General features: G+C 64.6%; 16 protein-coding genes. 12 read left to right on the top strand and 4 right to left on the bottom strand.

Annotated elements, in window-relative coordinates; all coding sequences use genetic code 11:
- Positions 1-74: 74 nt before the first annotated feature.
- The 4 genes from NMQ14_RS17385 (at position 75) to NMQ14_RS17400 (ending at position 6,439) form a co-directional block, all read left to right on the top strand.
- Positions 75-2,066: an acetyl/propionyl/methylcrotonyl-CoA carboxylase subunit alpha gene (locus tag NMQ14_RS17385; RefSeq protein ID WP_257098141.1), complete on the top strand. Its 1,992-nt coding sequence runs from the start codon at positions 75-77 to the stop codon at positions 2,064-2,066.
- 175 nt (positions 2,067-2,241) lie between these two features.
- Positions 2,242-2,625: a response regulator transcription factor gene (locus NMQ14_RS17390; protein WP_257098142.1), complete on the top strand. Its 384-nt coding sequence runs from the start codon at positions 2,242-2,244 to the stop codon at positions 2,623-2,625.
- Positions 2,622-5,513: a CHASE domain-containing protein gene (locus NMQ14_RS17395; RefSeq protein WP_257098143.1), complete on the top strand. Its 2,892-nt coding sequence runs from the start codon at positions 2,622-2,624 to the stop codon at positions 5,511-5,513. Before NMQ14_RS17390 ends, NMQ14_RS17395 begins: the two co-directional genes overlap by 4 nt.
- 44 nt (positions 5,514-5,557) lie before the next feature.
- Entirely contained in the window at positions 5,558-6,439 is an 882-nt protein-coding gene (locus NMQ14_RS17400) for a neutral zinc metallopeptidase (protein WP_257098144.1), read from the top strand.
- Positions 6,440-6,681: 242 nt separating this feature from the next.
- Here the strand turns inward: NMQ14_RS17400 and NMQ14_RS17405 are convergent, their stop codons facing one another.
- Complete coding sequence (locus NMQ14_RS17405; protein ID WP_257098145.1) at positions 6,682-7,692, bottom strand: NAD(P)-dependent alcohol dehydrogenase; 1,011 nt, start codon at positions 7,690-7,692, stop codon at positions 6,682-6,684.
- 153 nt (positions 7,693-7,845) lie between these two features.
- On the opposite strand from NMQ14_RS17405, the gene NMQ14_RS17410 reads away from it, so the two are divergent.
- Positions 7,846-9,042, top strand: a complete 1,197-nt coding sequence (locus NMQ14_RS17410; protein ID WP_257098146.1) for a TIGR03790 family protein — start codon at positions 7,846-7,848, stop codon at positions 9,040-9,042.
- On the opposite strand, the gene NMQ14_RS17415 is transcribed toward NMQ14_RS17410, so the two are convergent.
- From NMQ14_RS17415 to waaA, 3 genes are read right to left on the bottom strand one after another with little or no spacing between them, the layout of a single operon-like run.
- Positions 9,029-10,114: a GDP-L-fucose synthase gene (locus NMQ14_RS17415; protein WP_257098147.1), complete on the bottom strand. Its 1,086-nt coding sequence runs from the start codon at positions 10,112-10,114 to the stop codon at positions 9,029-9,031. The genes NMQ14_RS17410 and NMQ14_RS17415 overlap by 14 nt on opposite strands.
- A 15-nt stretch (positions 10,115-10,129) precedes the next feature.
- Positions 10,130-11,245 carry a GDP-mannose 4,6-dehydratase gene (gmd, locus tag NMQ14_RS17420; RefSeq protein ID WP_257098148.1) on the bottom strand — a complete coding sequence of 372 codons (1,116 nt, stop codon included), beginning with the start codon at positions 11,243-11,245 and terminating at the stop codon, positions 10,130-10,132.
- A gap of 43 nt (positions 11,246-11,288) precedes the next feature.
- Positions 11,289-12,575, bottom strand: a complete 1,287-nt coding sequence (gene waaA, locus NMQ14_RS17425; RefSeq protein ID WP_257098183.1) for a lipid IV(A) 3-deoxy-D-manno-octulosonic acid transferase — start codon at positions 12,573-12,575, stop codon at positions 11,289-11,291.
- A 178-nt stretch (positions 12,576-12,753) separates the two neighbouring features.
- Between waaA and rfbF the strand changes: the two genes are divergently transcribed.
- The 7 genes from rfbF to NMQ14_RS17460 all read left to right on the top strand — a co-directional run bounded on the left by rfbF (position 12,754) and on the right by NMQ14_RS17460 (position 19,594).
- Positions 12,754-13,524 carry a glucose-1-phosphate cytidylyltransferase gene (gene rfbF, locus NMQ14_RS17430; RefSeq protein WP_257098149.1) on the top strand — a complete coding sequence of 257 codons (771 nt, stop codon included), beginning with the start codon at positions 12,754-12,756 and terminating at the stop codon, positions 13,522-13,524.
- Positions 13,521-14,591, top strand: a complete 1,071-nt coding sequence (rfbG, locus tag NMQ14_RS17435) for a CDP-glucose 4,6-dehydratase (RefSeq protein ID WP_257098150.1) — start codon at positions 13,521-13,523, stop codon at positions 14,589-14,591. Before rfbF ends, rfbG begins: the two co-directional genes overlap by 4 nt.
- Positions 14,588-15,151, top strand: coding sequence for a dTDP-4-dehydrorhamnose 3,5-epimerase (gene rfbC / locus NMQ14_RS17440; protein ID WP_257098151.1), 564 nt, complete (start codon positions 14,588-14,590; stop codon positions 15,149-15,151). Before rfbG ends, rfbC begins: the two co-directional genes overlap by 4 nt.
- On the top strand, positions 15,148-16,377 hold the full coding sequence (locus NMQ14_RS17445) for a class I SAM-dependent methyltransferase (RefSeq protein ID WP_257098152.1): 1,230 nt from the start codon (positions 15,148-15,150) through the stop codon (positions 16,375-16,377). Before rfbC ends, NMQ14_RS17445 begins: the two co-directional genes overlap by 4 nt.
- Before the next feature lie 5 nt (positions 16,378-16,382).
- Positions 16,383-17,234 (top strand): NAD(P)-dependent oxidoreductase, encoded by an 852-nt coding sequence (locus NMQ14_RS17450; RefSeq protein WP_257098184.1) that lies wholly within the window; start codon positions 16,383-16,385, stop codon positions 17,232-17,234.
- Positions 17,235-17,342: 108 nt separating this feature from the next.
- Entirely contained in the window at positions 17,343-18,086 is a 744-nt protein-coding gene (locus NMQ14_RS17455) for a cephalosporin hydroxylase family protein (protein WP_257098153.1), read from the top strand.
- Between the two features lie 26 nt (positions 18,087-18,112).
- A complete protein-coding gene (locus NMQ14_RS17460) occupies positions 18,113-19,594 on the top strand; it encodes an oligosaccharide flippase family protein (RefSeq protein WP_257098154.1) in 1,482 nt (493 codons plus the stop codon).
- The last annotated feature ends 80 nt before the right edge of the window (positions 19,595-19,674 follow it).

Genomic DNA, 19,674 nt, shown 5'->3' on the forward strand with positions numbered 1-19,674 from the left:
GTGAGGGCAGCGGACGCGTTTGCCGCGCAGTTCCATGACATGTTCGAGAACATACTGATTGCAGGAGACCTGGCTTGTTCAACAAGATACTGATCGCAAACCGCGGCGAGATTGCGTGCCGCGTCATCCGCACGGCACGCCGCATGGGCATCGCCACGGTGGCGGTGTATTCCGAAGCCGACCGCAGCGCGCTGCATGTCGAGCTGGCCGACGAGGCCGTGTGCATCGGCCCGGCCGCGGCGCGCGAGTCCTATCTGGTGATCGACAAGATCATCGCCGCCTGCAAGGCGACGGGTGCCGAGGCGGTGCATCCGGGTTACGGCTTCCTGTCGGAGAACGAAGCGTTCTGTGCCGCGCTGGAGCGCGAGGGCATCGTGTTCATCGGGCCGAAGGCGCACGCCATCGGCGCCATGGGCGACAAGATCGCGTCGAAGAAGCTGGCGAAGGAAGCCGGCGTGACCACGATTCCGGGCTGGAACGACCCGATCGAAAGCCCGGAGCGCGCGGTCGAGATCGCGCGCGGCATCGGCTATCCGGTCATGATCAAGGCCAGTGCCGGCGGTGGCGGCAAGGGATTGCGCGTGGCGTTCAACGATGCCGAGGCGCACGAAGGTTTCGCCTCGTGCGTCAATGAGGCGAAGAACGCTTTCAACGACGATCGCGTGTTCATCGAGAAATTCGTCGAAGAGCCGCGCCATATCGAAATCCAGGTGCTGGGCGACACTCACGGCAACGTGGTGTATCTGAACGAGCGCGAGTGCTCGATCCAGCGTCGGCACCAGAAGGTGATCGAAGAGGCGCCGTCGCCCTTCATCGATCCGGACACCCGGCGCGCGATGGGCGAGCAGGCGGTGCGGCTGGCCAAGGCGGTGCAGTATGAGTCGGCCGGCACGGTCGAATTCGTCGTCGGGCGCGACAAGTCGTTCTACTTCCTCGAAATGAACACCCGGCTGCAGGTCGAGCACCCGGTGACCGAACTGATCACCGGGCTGGACCTGGTCGAACAGATGATCCGCGTGGCGGCCGGCGAAAAGCTCGCCTTCACGCAGGCCGACGTGAAACTGGAAGGCTGGGCGATGGAAGCGCGCATCTGTGCCGAAGATCCGGCGCGCGGCTTTCTGCCTTCGGTCGGCCGGCTGATCCGTTACCGTCCGCCGGTGGCCAGCGATCGTGTCCGCGTCGACACCGGCGTGTTCGAGGGCGGCGAAGTGTCGATGCACTACGATTCGATGATCGCCAAGCAGATCTGCTACGGCGCCACCCGTGCCGAGGCGATCGCGCAGCTGCGCGATGCGCTCGACGCCTTCTGCATCCGCGGCCCGAACCACAACATTGCCTTCGTGTCGGCGGTGCTTGGTCACCCGCGCTTCGCAGCCGGCAACTTCACGACCGCCTTCATCGCCGAGGAGTATCCGAACGGCTACGACCCGACGACCGCAGCCTACGAGGACGAGGCGCTGCTGGTGGCGGTGGCCGCCACGGTGAACCAGCGCTACATCGAGCGTGCGTCGCGCATCGTCGGCCAGTTGCCGGGGCACGAATTCCGCATCAGCCCGGACGCGGTGGTGCGTCTGCGTGACGTCGAACACCGCGTACACGTCGAGAACGACGGCGACCACCACGCGGTGTTGATCGATGGCAAGCGTCACCGCATGGTGAGCGACTGGCGCGTGTCCGACCCGGTGTATCGCGGCGAGATCGACGGCCGCCCGTTCACGCTGCAGGTCGAACGCATCGGCTTGCGCTACCGGCTGCAGCACCGCGGAGCGCGTGTCGACGCCGAAGTGATGAGCCCGCGCGCTGCCGCGCTGCTCGAACGCATGCCGGTCAAGGCGGCCCCCGACCTGTCGCGTTTCCTGCTGTCGCCGATGCCCGGCCTGCTGCGTGAGGTCGCGGTGAAGCCCGGTCAGGCGGTGAAGGCCGGCGAACGGCTGGCGGTGATCGAGGCGATGAAGATGGAGAACATCCTGCGCGCCGAGCGCGACGGCGTGATCGGCAAGGTGTCGGCACAGCAGGGCGAAAGCCTCGCGGTGGACCAGATCATCCTGGAGTTCGCTGCCGGTTGAGCCATGGCGGCGGCACCGCCGCCATGGCTCAAGTCCGCTGCTGCGGGTGTCGTTAAGCTTTGCTGCTTCCCATTTCTGGCGTAACGACAACCCGGATCCATGAACTTCCGACACTTCAGCCCCGCCCGGCCACGGGTGGCAACCGGCCGTTCGCGTTGCGGCGGAGCGCTCTGACATGCGCGCCCGCGTCATGCTGGTGGAAGACCAGCGCGAGATCCGCCAGTTGATCCGCATGACCCTCGAGTTCGGTGATTTCGAGCTGGCCGAGGCGCCGGATGCGGATGCCGGCTGGGCGCTGATGCAGCAACGCCCGCCCGACCTGATCCTGCTTGACGTGATGATGCCGGGCTCGATGGACGGTCTCGAGTTGTGCCGCAGACTGCGTCAACACGCGGCGCTGCAGGCGATTCCGGTCATCCTGCTGACCGCACGCAGCCAGCAGCGCGACATCGAGATCGGTTTCGAAGCCGGTGCCAATGCCTATCTGACCAAGCCCTTCAGTCCGATGGAACTGCTGGACCGCGTCGCCGGGCTGTTGAATCCGCCGGACGCAAAATGAACCTGCGCGACCATGTGCGGGCCGAACCGGCCGGTGCATCCGGCGGCGACGCGCCGCCCTTCGTGCGTGCGTTGCGCGATCCGTCCGCGCTCGCCTGGCCGGCGCTGGCGCTCGGCATGCTGGTCACGCTGGTCATCACCTTCCTGCTCTGGGACAGGCTGGCCCAGGCCACGGCGCAGCGATTCGACAGCGAGGTCGAGAAGGTGGTCGCCCAGATCAGCCGCCGCATGGAGGCGCACGAGAACATCCTGCGCGCCGCAGCCGGCCTGATGCAGGCGAGCGATGAGGTGACGCGCGCCGACTGGTACAGCTATGTGAACGAACTGGGGCTGGAGCGCAACTTTCCGGGCGTGCTCGGGGTGGGCCTGTCACTGCGCATCCCGGCGGCACAACTGGCCGCTCATGAAGAGACGATCCGGCTAAACGATATGCCGACCTATGCGGTCTGGCCGAAGCACGCGCGCGACGAATACCACAGCATCGTGTTTCTCGAACCGCTGAACGAACGCAACTTCAGGGCCATCGGCTACGACATGTATTCCGAGCCGGTGCGGGCCGAAGCGATGCGGCGCGCGCGCGACAGCGGAAATGTGGCGCTGTCCGGGCGGGTGACGCTGGTGCAGGAAGGCAAGGGACCGGTGCAGCCGGGCTTTCTGCTGTACTACCCGCTGTACGTGCGCGACGAGCCGACCGATACGCCGGCCGAACGGGGTCGCGCACTCCTCGGATACACCTACAGTCCGTTTCGCGCGCACGATCTGTTTGGCGACATCCTGCTCGGTTTCGCCGACAAGGTGGTCGTGATGATCCACGACGGCCGGGGCGTGTCGACCGATACGCTGCTGTACAGCAACGCCGACGGCAAGCCGGTTTCGTCGCTCGAAGCGGTGCGCGAGATCGAACTTGCGGGGCATGAATGGACGGTACGCATGTGCGCGCCGGCGGCCTTCAGCGCCGACCACTTCGTGCTCTGGCTGGTACCGTTGATGGGCGCCGGGCTGAGTGCGCTGCTGTTCTACCTGCTGCGCCTGCTGGCGGCGACCGCGCGTGCCAATCGCAGCGCGCACGCCATGACGCAAGCGCTGACCATCAGCGAATCGCGACTGGTCGCATTGCTCGACACCGCCGCCGACGGCATCGTCACCACCGACGAATCCGGCATGGTGCTGACGGTCAATCGTTCCGCTGCCGAAATGTTCGAGATCGGCATTGATGCCGCGATCGGCCTGCCGCTGGCGCGCCTGCTGCCGATGTTCGATGCCGCATGGTTTGCCGGTCAGGCGGACACGCAACCCATCGGGCTGCGCTGGCGCTTCCGGAAGGATGTGCAGGGCGTGCGCCGCTCGCGTCGTTTTCCGGTCACCGTATCGGCCGGCCGCTTCAACCTGCACGCGCGACCGGTGTACTCGCTGCTGATGCGTGACATTTCCGAACAGGTGGAAGCGCAGACGCGCATGCGACTGCATGAGCGCGCGCTCGAATCGTCGAGCGAAGCGGTGATCATCCGCGACGTTCAGCGTGGCGGATACCCGGTGGTGTATGTGAATGCGGCATTCGAACGGCTGACCGCGCGCGCGGCCGACGAAGTGATCGGCCGCACCTTCACCCTGGCGTCGGGGGAGCAGAATCCGGAGCACGTGCTCGATGAAATGCGCTGGGCGATCGCACACCAGAAGCCCTTCAGCACCACGCTCGACGTGAGGCGTGCAGACGGCCGGTCGATCTGGGTGGCGCTTTCATCTTCTCCGGTGCGCGACAACGAAGGCCGGGTCACGCACTACGTCGACGTGTTCGGCGACGTGACCGAGCGCATCGAGTTCGAACGCAAGCTCATCCGCCGCACCAACCGGCTGCACACCGTGTTTTCGCTGTCGCCGGACGGTTTCGTCACCTTCGACGAGAGTGGCACGCTGACCAATGTGAACCCGGCGTTCTTGTGCATGACCGAGCTGACGCAGACCGATCTGCTCGGCCTCAGCGCCGCCGTGTTCGACGGCCGGTTGGCCCGGCTGGCCGACCCGGACAAGCCGTGGCCGGGACTGGTGCTCGATCAGTCGAGCGCCGAACCGCAGCGCCTGTGGCTCCGGCTGCCCGAACCTCGGGTGCTCGAACGCAGCGCGCGCGTGGCGCCCGAAGGTCGCTCCGAGACGGTGCTGTACTTCCGCGACATCACGCAGCAGTTCGAGGTCGACCGCATGAAGAGCGAGTTCCTCAGCACCGCGGCGCACGAGCTGCGTACGCCGCTGGCGTCGATCCTCGGTTTTGCCGAACTGCTGATCAACCGCGAGTACGACGAGCCGGCGCGCCGGCGCATGCACACCATCATTCACCGGCAGTCGCGCGTGCTGGTCAATCTGATCAACGATCTGCTCGACCTGGCGCGCATCGAGGCACGTGCCGGGCAGGATTTCCGGTTCGAAGACCTGTCGGTGAAGGCCATCATCAGCGCCACGCTGGACACGCTGACCATGCCGGACGACAGCCATACCGTGCGGCTGGACATGCCGCCGGCGGTGCCGCGCATCCGGGTCGATCACGCGAAGATGGTACGCGCGCTCGGCAACGTCATCACCAATGCCTTCAAGTATTCGCCGGGCGGCGGCGAGGTGGTGGTGACGGTATGTGAAGCCCTGCGCAACTCGCGGCTGATGGCCGGCATGCGTGTGATCGACCGCGGCATCGGCATGACGCCGGACCAGCAGGCGCGCATCTTCGAGCGCTTCTACCGCGCCGACCCGTCGGGCAATATTCCGGGCACCGGTCTGGGCATGTCGCTGGTGAAGGAAATCATGGACCTGCATGGCGGCGAGATCGAAATCGCCAGCGCACCGGGTGTCGGCACGACGGTGACACTGTGGCTGCCGGTGATGGACACGGCGACCACCTGATCGCCGAAGTTCTGCCATGATCCGCGCATTCAACGGAGATCGACATGCGACTGGGCGACGGGCGGGAAAGCGACAACATCGAGGACCGCCGGGGGGCGCGCGGCGGCGGCATGCTGGGCGGCGGCGGGCGCAAGATCGGTGTCGGCACCATCGTGCTGGCGCTGGTGGCGATGTATTTCGGCGTCGATCCTTCGGTGGTGCTCAATATGGGGGCCGGCCTGCCGCAGACTTCGCAGCAGGCACCGGCGACACCGGGCGTGCAGGCCACCGGTCGGGCGGAAGACGACGCACTGGCGCGTTTCACCGCGCAGGTGCTGGCTGATACGGAAGACACGTGGAACGAACTGTTCCGCGCCGGCGGCAAGCAGTACCGCGAACCGAAACTGGTGCTCTACACCGGTGGCACGCAGACCGCCTGCGGCACCGGGCAGGCCGCGATGGGGCCGTTCTACTGTCCGGGCGACGAGCGCGTCTATCTTGACCTCGACTTCTATCGCGACCTGCAGGCGCGCTTCGCCGCGCCGGGCGATTTTGCGCAGGCCTACGTGATCGCGCACGAGATCGGCCATCACGTGCAGCATCAGCTGGGCATTGCGGAAAAGGTGCAGGCCACAAAGCAGCGCGTCAGCGAGCGCGAAGCCAACCAGCTGCAGGTGCGAATGGAATTGCAGGCGGACTGCTTCGCCGGCATCTGGGCGCACCACGCCAACCGCTCGCGCGGCATTCTCGAACAGGGTGACATCGAAGAAGCGCTGCGCGCTGCGTCCGCCATCGGCGACGACACGCTGCAGAAACAGGCGCAGGGCTATGTTGTGCCGGAAAGCTTCACCCACGGCAGCGCCGAACAGCGCATGCGCTGGTTCAAGCGCGGCCTGGACAGCGGCGAAATGAAGGCCTGCGACAGTTTCGGCGCGCGCGAGCTCTAGCGGAGCAGCCGCTGTGGGAGCGGCGATCCAATCCCGGCTCTGCATGGCGGGCCGGCTCTGCGGGCGGCGAGCAGTGCTCGCCGAACCCCCCGCTCCGCCCTCGCCGCGGTGGGCACCGGCCCTGTGGGAGCGGCGGCCTCGCCGCGATACGCACTCCGCACAACGATGGTCGCGGCACGATCGCGGCGAGGCCGCCGCTCCCACAGGCACGCCCACAGGGAACCGTCCCCATCGCCATGGCTTCAGCCGATGCTGACGACGACCTTGCCGACGTGGGCCTGGCTCTGCTGGTGCGCGAGCGCCGCGCGTGCTTCGTCGAAGCCGAACACGCGATCGATCACCGGGTGGATCTTGTGCAGCGAAATCACCCGGTTCATCGACTCGAACATTTCGCGCGAGCCGACGAATACGCCGCGCACCGTCGAGGTGGTGAACAGCAGCGGCAGCGGATTGATCTCGCCGCCGGTCAGCACGCCGATCAGATGCGCCTGACCGTTCTGGCCGAGCGAAGCGATCGAGCGCTGCAGCGTGCCCGGGCCGCCGACTTCGACCACGTGGTCCACGCCCACGCCACCGGTGGCGTTGCGCACTTCCTGATCCCAGTCCGGATGGCTGCGGTAGTTGATCAGCGTGGTTGCGCCGAGCGCCTTCGCCTTTTCCAGCTTGGCGTCACTCGACGACGTGGCGATCACTTCGGCGCCCGCCGCCTTCGCCAGCTGCAGTGCGAACATCGACACACCACCCGTGCCGAGCACCAGCACGCGATCGCCGGCGCGCAACGGCGCCGGACCTTCGAATAGCGCATTCCACGCGGTCACTGCGGCGCACGGCAGGGTGGCCGCTTCCTCGAAGCTCAGGTGAGCCGGCTTGGCCACCAGCGATTCCTGCGGGAACAGGCGGTATTCGGTCAGCACGCCGGGCGCGGTGCCGCCCAGTGTCTTGCCGAAGTACTGCGGCTGCAGCCGCCCGGCGATCCAGGTTTCGAAGAAGGTGCCGATCACGTGGTCGCCGGCGGAAAACCGGTCAACGCCAGCGCCCACCTCGACCACCTCGCCGGCGCCATCGGACAGCGGCACCAGATCCTTGGAGTCGACGCCGGGATACAGGCCCTGCAGGATGAACAGATCGCGGTAGTTCAGCGACGCTGCGCGCATCTTCACCAGCACCTGACCGGGACCGGGACGCGGTACAGCCGCTTCGATCATCGTCAGGCTGTCGGCATTGCACTGCTCAAGATAGGCTTGGTAACGCATTCGTGTGAACCTCCGTTTGATATTGTCGTGGGCGCATGGCTCGAACTGCTTCGTGATGGTGCCATGCCCCGGCATGGTCAGGTGTCTCGCAGGCGCCTGCCTATATAGTCTGACTAGACTGACGACCTGACCGTATTGTCCCGCGACCCTCACATGTTGAAATTCCCGTCCTGCTTCCGCCGCTTGGTGCCGGCCTTTCTGCTGCTCTGCGTGCACGTCGCACACGCCCTCGGCCCGGGCGAACTGGCGGTCATTGTCAATGTGTCGGATCCGGCGAGCGTGGAAGCCGCCGCCTATTATCGTCAGCGGCGCGACATCCCGGCCGCCAACGTCATCGAGGTGAGCTTTCCGCACGAACGCGGCGCGCTGTCGCGGGAAGAGTTCGAACGGTTGTACGCCGAGGTCGGCGCAAAACTGGCGCCCGGCATCAAGGCCTTAGCGCTGGCCTGGACGCGGCCGTGGCGCGCCGGTTGCATGAGCGTCACTTCCGCTTTCGCCTTCGGTTACGACGAGAGCTTCTGTTCATCGACCTGCGGTCCGACACGGCCGAGCGGCTATTTCAACAACGGCCGCAACGCGCCCGAGAACGCCGCCATGCCCCGGCCCGCCATGCTGCTGGCGGGCGAATCGGTCGAACAGGTGAAGCGCCTGATCGACCGCGGCGTGGCCGCCGACTACAGCTATCCGAAAGGCACGGTGTATCTGGTGCGCACCGAAGACACGGCGCGCAATGTTCGCTCGCTGCTGTTCGACGAAACGATGACCCAGGTGCGCGGCCTGCAGTTCGCCAGCCCGAGGGCGGCCGAAGCGTTCGGCCAGCAAGACGTGATCGGCTATTTCACCGGCGCGGTGCGCGTGCCGGCGCTGCCGACGCTGGGCTTTCTGCCCGGCGCACCGGCCGACCACCTGACATCAGTCGGCGGCACATTGCTCGACAACAGCGCGCAGATGAGCGCACTCGAATGGCTGACGGCTGGCGCCACTGGCAGCTATGGCACGGTGATCGAGCCGTGCAACCACCTGCAGAAGTTTCCCCATCCGGGCATCCTGATGAGCATGTACGCGGAGGGCGACACGCTGATCGAGGCCTACTGGAAGAGCGTCGCCTGGCCGGGTGAGGGTGTGTTCATCGGCGAGCCGCTGGCGCGCCCGTTCGGCACCCGCGCCGTGCGGGACGAGGCTGGCTGGTGGGTCGAGTCGCATTCAGCGACCGGCCGGCGCGCGGTGATCGAAGTGGCGCCGAGCGTGGTGGGGCCGTATCGCGCGGTACAGCAGCTGATGCTGCCTGCGGGCTTTGGGCGGCAACGGCTGAAGGTCGACCGCGGTGTCGGCGCCGTCAGGGTGCGCTGAGGCCTGCCTGAAAGTCGCGAAAGGCGCGCGCGAGGCCCTCGGCCAGGCCGGTGCTTGCTTGCCACCCGATCGAATTGAGTCGCGTCACGTCCATCAGCTTTCTCGGCGTGCCGTCCGGCTTGGTCGTGTCGAACATCAGGTCGCCGTCGAAGCCGACCACCTTGCCGACGAGTTCGGCCAGTTCCTTGATCGTGACGTCTTCGCCGACACCCACATTCACCAGCGGTGGCTCGAAGCGGCCGGACTTTGACTCGTCGCTGCCCAGCAAGCTCGTGTATTTATCGTCCGGCAGGTTGATCAGGAAGACGCACGCGTCGGCCATGTCGTCGCTGTACAGGAATTCGCGCCGCGGCGTGCCGGTGCCCCACAGGGAGATGCAAGATTCAAGATTCAAGTTGCAAGTGGCGCGCAGTTGCGCCTTGAGGTCGTCGGGGATGGGGCCACGCGCCGCCTCGTCCTGCTCGATGGCAGCCCAGTTGCGTTGCGAGGCGAGTTTGGCGAGGTAAAACTTGCGAATCATGGCCGGGATGACATGACTGTTCATCAGGCTGTAGTTGTCGCCCGGCCCGTACAGATTGGTCGGCATCACCGCCAGATACTGCGTGCCGTACTGACGGTTGTAGCTCCAGCACATCTCGATCCCGGCGATCTTGGCCAGCGCATACGGCCGGTTGGTGGGTTCGAGCGGGCCGGTCAGCAGGCAGTCTTCGCGCATCGGCTGCTGCGCCATTTTCGGGTAGATGCAGCTCGAGCCGAGGAACATCAGCCGCGTCACGCCGTGCGTCCACGCGCTGTGGATCACGTTGGTCTGGATGACCAGGTTGTCGCGGATGAATTCGGCCGGGTAGCTGTTGTTGGCGACGATGCCGCCGACCTTGGCCGCGGCGAGGAACACGTACTCGGGCTTTTCGGCGGCGAAGAAGGCATCGGTGGCGGCCGCATCCGTCAGATCCAGCTCGGCGTGCATTCGGGTCACGAGATTCGTGTAGCCCTTGGCTTCAAGGTTGCGCACGATGGCCGAGCCGACCAGGCCGCGGTGGCCCGCTATATATATACGCGCGTTCTTGTGCATGTCTGTGCCCCGCGCCTATTCGAAGTGGTCGTAAGCCTTGAAACCCGCCATCTTCACCAGCGCATCGCGCTTGGCGCTGGTGTAGTCGGCTTCCACCATTTCCTTCACCAGCTCACGCAGCGTGGTCTTGGGCGTCCAGCCCAGCTTCTCGCGCGCCCGGGTCGGGTCGCCGAGCAGGGTTTCGACTTCGGTCGGGCGGTAGTAGCGCGGATCGACCTTCACGATCACATCGCCCACCTTCGCCTTGGCGCGGTCACCGGTGATCGCGGCGACGACGCCCACCTCCTGCTCGCCCTCGCCTTCGAAGCGGATCGTGATGCCCAGCTCGGCGGCGGCGAATTCGACGAACTGGCGCACGCTGTACTGCACGCCGGTGGCGATGACGAAGTCCTCCGCCACGTCCTGCTGCAGCATCAGCCACTGCATTTCGATGTAGTCGCGCGCATGGCCCCAGTCGCGCAGCGCGCTCATGTTTCCGAGGTACAGGCAGTCTTGCAGCCCGAGCGCGATGCGCGCGATGGCGCGCGTGATCTTGCGCGTGACGAAGGTTTCGCCGCGCACCGGCGACTCGTGGTTGAACAGGATTCCGTTGCAGGCGTAGATGCCGTAGGCCTCGCGGTAATTGACGGTGATCCAGTAGGCGTAGAGCTTTGCGCAGGCGTACGGGCTGCGCGGATAGAAGGGCGTGGTTTCCTTCTGCGGGATTTCCTGCACCAGGCCATAGAGCTCGGAGGTCGAGGCCTGGTAGAAGCGCGTCTTCTTTTCAAGCCCCAGGATGCGGATGGCTTCGAGGATGCGCAGCGCGCCGATGCCGTCGGCGTTGGCCGTGTATTCCGGCTCTTCGAAGCTCACCGCGACATGCGACTGGGCGGCCAGATTGTAGATCTCGTCCGGCTGCACGGCCTGGACGATGCGCACCAGATTGGTCGAATCGGTCAGGTCACCGTAGTGCAGGATGAACTTGCGGTTGTCGACGTGCGGGTCTTCGTACAGGTGGTCGATGCGGTCGGTGTTGAAGAGCGAGGAGCGACGCTTGATGCCGTGCACCTCGTAGCCCTTCTTCAGCAGGAATTCGGCGAGGTAGGCGCCGTCCTGGCCGGTCACGCCGGTGATGAGTGCGATTTTGGTCATGTGCTTTGATCCGGTGTGAATGGCACGGGATGACAGCGCGCGATTATCGCCGATGATCGTGCGCAACCTGCTCGAGTCGCGTAGCGAGCAGCGGTTCGATCAGTGCGATGCAGCGCCCGGTGGCGCCACGGTGCAGGGCGGCATACGCCCGGCCGGCGTCCGCCATGCGCCGTCTTGCCTGCGGATCGTCGAGCAGGGCGACGACCATCGAAGCCAGCTCCTCCGGTCCGGTGGCCCGCGCGGCGGCACCGGCCGCCAGTGCGTCGTCGGTGGCCTGGGCGAAATTGAACATGTGCGGTCCGACGACGACCGGGCAGCCCGCCGCGCACGCTTCGATCAGGTTCTGCCCGCCCAGCGGCAGCCAGCTGCCGCCGATGACGGCGACGTCCGCCAGCGCATACCAGGCGACCATTTCGCCCATCGAGTCGCCGAGCCACACCGGGTCGCTGTCGCCCGGCAGCTCGTTTTCGCTGCGCCGTATCGCGCGCAAGCCGTATCCGGCCACGATGCCGGCCACCTCATCGAAGCGCTGCGGATGTCTCGGCACCAGTGCGATGAGGACATCGCCCGGCAGCTGTGCCTGCAGCGTCGGCAGCAGCAGCACCTCTTCGCCGTCGCGCGTGCTGGCCAGCAGTACGACCGGGCGGGCGCCGAGCGCCGCGCGCCAGCGCTGGCCCAGCGCGAGTTGATCTGGTGCCGGTGACAGGTCGAATTTCAGATTGCCGGTGATCGTCACGTTGCGCGCACCGAGCGCATTCAGTCGTGTGGCGTCGGCAGCCGTCTGGGCCGCAATGCCGGACAGTGCTTGAAGCATCGCGCCGGTCAGTGCGGGCATTCTTGCGTAGCGGCGCGCCGACCGTTCCGACAGGCGCGCGTTCGCCAGCACGACCGGAACGCCGAGGTGGCGGCACTCGGCAATCAGGTTGGGCCACAGTTCGGTTTCCATCAGGATGCCGATGGCCGGACGCCAGGCGCGCAGGAAGGCACGCTGCGCCCACGGCAGATCCCAGGGCAGCCAGGCAAGGGCCACCGTGTCCCCGTAAAGCGCCTGCGCCGTGGCCCGCCCGGTCGCGGTCGTCTGGGTCAGCAGGATGCGCGCGTCGGGGTGGGCGTGGCGCAGCGCAGCGATCAGCGGCTGGGCGGCGCGCGTTTCGCCGACCGACACAGCATGTATCCAGAGGGTCGATGCAGCCGGTTCAACGCGGAAGAAGCCCAGACGCTGGGCGACATCGCATGCGTAACCCGATTCCCGGCGGGCTCGCCACGCCAGGCGCAGCAGCACGGCGGGCAGTGCGACCAGCCAGATCAGGGTGTACAGGATGCGATTCAGGGGCACGGGTCAGGAAGCCGGAGGCGGACAGCCGGCAGGGCGCCGGACCGATCTGTGCCAAGGATACCAAGATGGCGGCAGCCTCCCGGCTGCCCGCGGCGGCGTGAGATAATCGCCGGCCTCACCGGCGCGCAAATCCGTCGCGCGTTTGCAGCATGACTACTGGACCCGTCATTCAATGAAAGCCGTGATTCTCGCCGGCGGCCTCGGCACCCGGATTTCCGAAGAGTCGCACCTCAAGCCCAAGCCGATGATAGAAATCGGTGGCCGGCCCATTCTGTGGCACATCATGAAGATCTATTCCCGTTACGGGATCAACGACTTCGTGATCTGCCTCGGTTACAAGGGCTACGTCATCAAGGAGTACTTCGCCAACTACTTCCTCCACATGTCGGACGTCACGTTCGACATGTCGAAGAACGAGATGGAAGTGCATCAGCGCTATGTCGAACCGTGGCGGGTGACGCTGGTCGATACCGGCGAAAACACGCTGACCGGCGGCCGTCTGCGCCGGGTGCGCCAGCATCTGGGCGATGAGCCTTTCTGCTTCACGTACGGCGATGGCGTGGCCGATGTCGATATCGGTGCACTGGTCAATTTTCATCGCGCGCACGGCAAGGCGGCCACGGTGACGGCCATTCAGCCGCCCGGACGCTACGGCGCGCTGAACCTCGACGGCCATGCGGTGCGAAGCTTCCAGGAAAAGCCGGCCGGAGATGGCGCGTGGATCAACGGCGGCTTCTTCGTGCTCGATCCTTCGGTCATCGACCTGATTGCCGGCGACCAGACCAGTTGGGAAGGCGACCCGCTGATGCAGCTGGCGCGGGACGACAAACTGATGGCCTATCCGCACGCCGGTTTCTGGCAGGCGATGGACACGCTGCGCGACAAGAACCAGCTTGAAGAAATCTGGCAATCCGGTCGTGCGCTGTGGAAGTGCTGGGAATGAGTGGCGGCTTCTGGCGCAGCCGGCGCGTGCTGCTGACCGGGCACACCGGCTTCAAGGGAAGCTGGCTGTCGCTGTGGCTCCATGCGCAGGGTGCCGAGGTACACGGCTACGCGCTGGTGCCGCCCGCCTCCCCCAATCTGTTCACCGTTGCCAGGGTGGACGGCGCGCTTGCGTCGTCCACCCTGGCCGACATCCGCGACCTGACGACGCTGACGGCGTTGTGCCGCGAGGTGCGGCCGCAGATCGTGTTTCACCTGGCCGCCCAGGCGCTGGTGCGACAGTCCTACCGTGAGCCGGTCGACACCTTCGCCACCAACGTGATGGGCGTCGTGAACCTGCTGGAAGCCGTGCGCAGCGCCGGTGGCGTCAGGGCGGTGGTCAATGTCACCACCGACAAGTGCTACGAGAACCGGGAGTGGCCCTGGGCCTACCGTGAGATCGAGCCGATGGGCGGACACGATCCCTACAGCGCCAGCAAGGGCTGCGCCGAGCTGGTCACGGCCGCCTACCGCGCGTCCTTCCTGAAGGAGGCAGGCGTTGCGGTGGCGACTGCCCGGGCCGGCAACGTGATCGGCGGCGGCGACTGGGCCGAAGACCGGCTGCTGCCGGACATTTTCCGTGCGCTCGACGCGCGCCGCACCCTTCCGGTGCGTTCGCCGCATGCTGTGCGGCCCTGGCAGCACGTGCTCGAACCGCTGTCCGGCTATCTCGCGCTGGCCGAAGCCCTGGCCCGTGGCAACGGCGATTTCGCCGAAGCGTGGAATTTCGGTCCGGCGGAGGAAGACGCGCGCAGTGTCGGCTGGATCGTCGAACGCCTCGCGTCGCGCCTGCCCGATCTCGTCTGGCAGGTCGACGCGGTGCCGCAGCCGCACGAAGCCCATTATCTGAAGCTCGACAGCAGCAAGGCCCGTTCGCGGCTGGGCTGGCAGCCGCGCTGGCGTCTGGCCGAGGCGCTCGACCGCACGCTGCAGTGGCATCAGGCGTGGCGTGCCGGCGCCGATATGCGCGCTGTCTGCCTGGCGCAGATCGCCGACCATGCCGCGGCAGCGGATGCGGACCGTTCATGAGCAATCGCCCTGACTGGTCGCCCACCCCGCTTGCCGGACTGGTCGTCGTGCAGCGTCCGCGCTTCGAGGATCACCGCGGCTTCCTGTCGCGCTTCTTCTGCGCCGATACCCTGCGCGAAGCCGGCTTCGACGCGCCGGTCGCACAGATCAACCATACCCTGACGCGTGAGCGCGGCGCGCTGCGCGGCCTGCATTACCAGCGTCCGCCGCATGCCGAAGTGAAGATGGTGAGCTGCCTGCGCGGCGAGGTGTTCGACGTGGCCGTCGACCTGCGCGCGGGCTCACCCACCTTCCTGCGCTGGCACGGCGAAGTGCTGTCCGCCGACAACCGGCGCAGTCTGCTGATCCCGCGCGGCTTCGCGCACGGGTTCCAGGCGCTGACCGACGACTGCGAACTGCTTTACCTGCACAGCGCGGCCTATGCGCCCGATGCCGAGGGTGCGGCCAACGCGCTCGACCCCGCGCTGGCGATACGCTGGCCGCTGGACATCACCGGCCTGTCGGAGCGCGATCGCACGCACCCGATGCTCGACCCGGATTTCAAGGGAATCACCGCATGAAATGTCGCCACTGCGGCACCGAGCTGACGCTGCCGCTGATCGATCTGGGCAGCGCACCGCCATCCAACGCCTACCTGACGCAGGCCGCATTGTCGGAACCTGAGAAGTGGTATCCGCTGCGCGTGCTGGTGTGCGATCACTGCTGGCTGGTGCAGACGGAAGACTACGCGCACCACGGCGAGCTGTTTTCCGACGATTACGCCTATTTCAGCTCGTTTTCGACCAGCTGGCTGGCACATGCCCGGGCCTACGTGTCGGCCATGGCGGAGCGCTTCGGCCTCGGCGCGACTTCGCATGTGGTGGAGGTCGCGTCCAACGACGGCTACCTGCTGCAGTACGTGCGCGAACGCGGCGTTCCCTGCCTCGGCATCGAACCGACCGCAAGCACCGCCGCCGCTGCGCGCGACCGCGGCATCGAGGTGATCGAACAGTTCTTCGGCGTGTCGCTGGCCGATGATCTGGCCGCCGCGGGGCGGCGCGCCGACCTGACGGTGGCCAACAACGTGCTGGCGCACGTCCCCGACATCAATGACTTCGTCGCCGGCTTCGCCCGCCTGCTCAAGGACGACGGCGTGGCCACCTTCGAATTTCCGCATCTGCTGAATCTGGTGCAGCTCAACCAGTTCGACACCATCTATCACGAACATTTTTCCTACCTGTCGCTGGCCGCGGTTGCACGCATCTTCGAGTCGAACGGCCTGAGTGTATTCGATGTGGAAGAACTGCCGACGCACGGAGGCAGCCTGCGCGTATTCGCACAGCGCGCGCAGACCGGCCGCCGGCCGGTGGGCGCGGCCGTGGCCGGCATGCTGGCGCGCGAGCACGCGGCCGGCATGACCCGGCCCGCGTTCTACAGCGGCTTCCAGCACAAGGCGGAAAAGGTGAAGAACGATCTGGTCGCCTTCCTGATCGATGCGCGGCGCGACGGCAGGACGGTCGCCGCCTACGGAGCGGCAGCCAAGGGCAACACCCTGCTGAACTTCGCCGGCGTCCGCGGCGACCTCATTTCGTATGTCGTCGACCGCAATCCGGCCAAGCAGGACATGTTCATGCCGGGCAGCCGCATACCCATCGTCGACGAGTCGCGTCTGCAGGCCGAGCCGCCTGATTACCTGGTGATCCTGCCGTGGAACCTGCGGGATGAGGTGATGGCGCAGCTGGCCGATGTACGCCAGGGAGGGACAAAGTTCGTGCTGGCAGTCCCGACACTGGAGGTGATTGCGTGAAGGTGGTGGTCACAGGTGCCAGCGGTTTCGTGGGCCGTCACGTCGTCACCGCATTGATCGCTCGCGGACATGACGTGACTGCGGTTTCGCGCGCCCTGCGCGAGACCGCTCCCTGGACAGGATCGGCGCGGCAAATTGCGCTCGACCTTCACGACCCCTCCATCGACCCGGTCTCCTTGATCGGCACCCCGGATCTGCTGATTCATCTCGCATGGCCCGGCTTGCCGAACTATCGCGGGCTGTTTCACATCGATCGGAACCTGCCTGACGATTGCCGTTTTCTTCGCCGGATGGTCGATGCAGGGCTGCCAAGGCTGCTGGTGACCGGCACCTGTTTCGAGTACGGCATGCAGGACGGCGCGCTCGCCGAAGACAGTCCGACGCTGCCGGACAACCCCTACGGCGTGGCGAAGAACACGCTGCGCCTCTATCTGCAGAGCCTGTGCAGCGAGCAGGCCTTCTCGCTGCAGTGGGCACGGCTTTTCTACCTCCATGGGCCCGGTCAGAACCCGAACAGCCTGCTGGCCCAGCTCGATGCGGCGATCGATCGCGGCGATGAGGTCTTCCCGATGTCGGGTGGAGAACAGTTGCGCGACTACCTGCCCGTCGCAGACGCCGCCGCCTTGCTGGTCAGGCTGGCCGAAAGTCCGAATGCGCAGGGCGTGTTCAACTGCTGCAGTGGCGCGCCGGTATCCGTGCGACGCCTGGTGGAGCAGCGGCTGCGAGAACGTGGCGCGTCGATGCAGCTCGAGCTCGGGCGCTATGCTTATCCGGATTACGAACCTTTCGCATTCTGGGGCGTCAGGAAGCGCCTTGACGACCTTCATGGTTCTTCCGCCATATTGCATGAAGCTTGAGAATTTGTATTTCAATTATTCAAAATCCAAACATGGCACTGTCCCGTCAAAGCGTTTGGGCCTGCTTTAAGAAGCAAGCTGTTTTCCCTGGTTCAAAAGGAATTTATAATGAGTAATGAATTTGAAAAAGAGATTGTCGAAAGAATAGGTGAAAACAGTAGAAACGAAGCGCTCAAAAGCGGTGCCCGTTCATTCTTGCTCGAGTCGGTAAAGGCCAAATATTCATATAATTTTTCGTGGCTTGGTCGTCCGATAATACAATATCCGCAAGATATCGTTGCCATGCAGGAAATAATATGGAGCCTGCAGCCTGATCTGATCATTGAAACCGGTATAGCACACGGCGGCTCGTTGATTTTCTCCGCGTCGATGCTTGAATTGAATGCGGCATGCGGAGGCCCGGCGGATGCGATGGTTTTGGGTGTCGATATTGATATCCGGGCACACAACAAGGAAGCGATCCTTGCACATCCACTTGCGAGACGAATATCAATGATAGAGGGGTCTAGTATCGATCCAGAGATCATCGAAAAAGTACGCGCGCAAACGGAGGGCAAACAATGTGTTCTCGTCTGCCTTGACAGCAATCACACGCATGCCCACGTTCTTGCAGAGCTCGAGGCATATGCTCCGCTGACTACTGTCGGTAGTTACTGCGTGGTATTTGATACCGTGGTTGAGGACATTCCAGCTGATTATTTTACCGATCGGCCATGGCGTGACGGGAATAGTCCGAAAAGTGCGGTACGGCATTATCTGAAGACGCATGCTGAATTTGAATCAGATAAAGGCATTGACAATAAATTACTGATTTCAGTTACGCCCGACGGTTACTTGCGTCGCGTACGCTGACACCGAGCCATCCCGGGTCGAAACGGGTGTCGGTACGTCGTAACGTCATCGCCAACTATGTGGGGCAGGGTTGGGTAGCGTTGATGCAATTTGCATTTGTGCCCCTCTACATCCATTTTCTTGGTGTCGAGGCGTTTGGTTTGATCGGCGTCTTCACGATGCTGCAGGCCTGGATGGTGCTGCTGGACCTGGGCATGACGCCGACGCTCACTCGCGAAATGGCGCGCTTCACCGCTGGCTCCCACTCGGCGCGGAGCATCAACGACCTGTTGCGCACGCTCGAATGGATCTGCGTCGCGATGGCGGCCGGCATCGTGCTCGTAATCTGGGGTGTGTCCGGCTGGCTGGCGTCGGACTGGCTGCAACCTGGCGCGCTACCCGTTTCGTCGGTGGCCGACGCGATCGCGCTGATGGGCATAGTGATCGCGCTGCGCTTCGTCGAAGGCATCTACCGCGGCGCGTTGATGGGTCTGCAACGACAGGTCTTCGTCAATGCCTTCAATGGCGTGAATGCGACCTTCCGTGCGGCGGGCGCTTTAGCGGTGCTGATCTGGTTGTCGCCGACCATCGAAGCCTTCTTCATCTGGCAGGCGTGTGCGTCACTGTTCGCCGTCGCAGGGCTTGCGCTGGCCACCCATCGCACGCTGCCCGGCATCGACACCGTCGCGCGATTTTCAAAGCAGGCGCTGCTGGACGTGCGTCATTTCGCAGGCGGCATGGTCGCCACCACTCTGCTGGCGCTGATGCTCACGCAGATCGACAAGGTGCTGCTGTCGCGCCTGATTTCGCTCGAAGCCTTCGGTTACTACACGCTGGCCGCAACCGTTGCGTCGGCGCTCACGTTGCTCGTTGGACCTGTTACGCAAGCCGTTTACCCGCGATTCACCGAAATGGTTACCCACGGGGAATCTGCCCGACTTGCGGAGCTATATCATCAAAGCGCCAAAACAGTTACGGCCATTTGCGCACCTGTCGCAATGGTTTTTTTGATCATGCCAGACGTCCTGCTGAACGTCTGGACTGGAGATTCAAAGATATCGGCCGAGGCTGCTCCTATCCTCGCCCTGTTATCCGTGGGAACGTTTCTAAATTCATTGATGCATGTTCCTTACGTGCTTCAGCTCGCATATGGATGGGTAAGTTTTGCAGCAACAATGAACCTCATCGCTGTTCTGTTATTGGTTCCCTCAATTTTTTGGCTGGTGCCTCACTATGGCGCCGTTGGTGCTGCATGGGCTTGGGTCGCATTGAATGCCGGTTATGTTTCGGTTGGCTTGTACTTCATGCACCGGCGCCTCTTGCCAGCCGAAAAGACGGAATGGTACCTAAAGGATGTGTTCACGCCGCTTGCAGTAGCTGCCATCGTAATCAGCGCCTTTTCATGCCTGGTATCCGATTCGATGCCACGTTGGTTACAAGCGCTTCTATTGATTGGGTCTGGCATCAGCGCGCTTATTTCCTGTCTTTACAGTGTAGGCAGATTGCGCTTCTTTAAGGCGAAATTTTAGAACTAAATCGGAGTACTGCCGATTGAAAAGCCAAATGACCGACATTCCTTCTCTAACAGTAACGCTGTGTCGTTTTTCGG

The organism is Methyloversatilis sp. XJ19-13 (assembly GCF_024580155.1).
GTDB lineage: Bacteria > Pseudomonadota > Gammaproteobacteria > Burkholderiales > Rhodocyclaceae > Methyloversatilis.

Coding starts and splice junctions, on each gene's coding strand:
- NMQ14_RS17395 (WP_257098143.1), top strand. CDS start 2,622: ATGAACCTGCGCGACCATGTGCGGGCCGAACCGGCCGGTGCATCCGGC.
- rfbC (WP_257098151.1), top strand. CDS start 14,588: ATGAGCAATCGCCCTGACTGGTCGCCCACCCCGCTTGCCGGACTGGTC.
- NMQ14_RS17405 (WP_257098145.1), bottom strand. CDS start 7,692: ATGCGTTACCAAGCCTATCTTGAGCAGTGCAATGCCGACAGCCTGACG.
- gmd (WP_257098148.1), bottom strand. CDS start 11,245: ATGACCAAAATCGCACTCATCACCGGCGTGACCGGCCAGGACGGCGCC.
- NMQ14_RS17415 (WP_257098147.1), bottom strand. CDS start 10,114: ATGCACAAGAACGCGCGTATATATATAGCGGGCCACCGCGGCCTGGTC.
- NMQ14_RS17400 (WP_257098144.1), top strand. CDS start 5,558: ATGCGACTGGGCGACGGGCGGGAAAGCGACAACATCGAGGACCGCCGG.
- NMQ14_RS17455 (WP_257098153.1), top strand. CDS start 17,343: ATGAGTAATGAATTTGAAAAAGAGATTGTCGAAAGAATAGGTGAAAAC.
- NMQ14_RS17445 (WP_257098152.1), top strand. CDS start 15,148: ATGAAATGTCGCCACTGCGGCACCGAGCTGACGCTGCCGCTGATCGAT.
- NMQ14_RS17410 (WP_257098146.1), top strand. CDS start 7,846: ATGTTGAAATTCCCGTCCTGCTTCCGCCGCTTGGTGCCGGCCTTTCTG.
- NMQ14_RS17390 (WP_257098142.1), top strand. CDS start 2,242: ATGCGCGCCCGCGTCATGCTGGTGGAAGACCAGCGCGAGATCCGCCAG.
- rfbF (WP_257098149.1), top strand. CDS start 12,754: ATGAAAGCCGTGATTCTCGCCGGCGGCCTCGGCACCCGGATTTCCGAA.
- rfbG (WP_257098150.1), top strand. CDS start 13,521: ATGAGTGGCGGCTTCTGGCGCAGCCGGCGCGTGCTGCTGACCGGGCAC.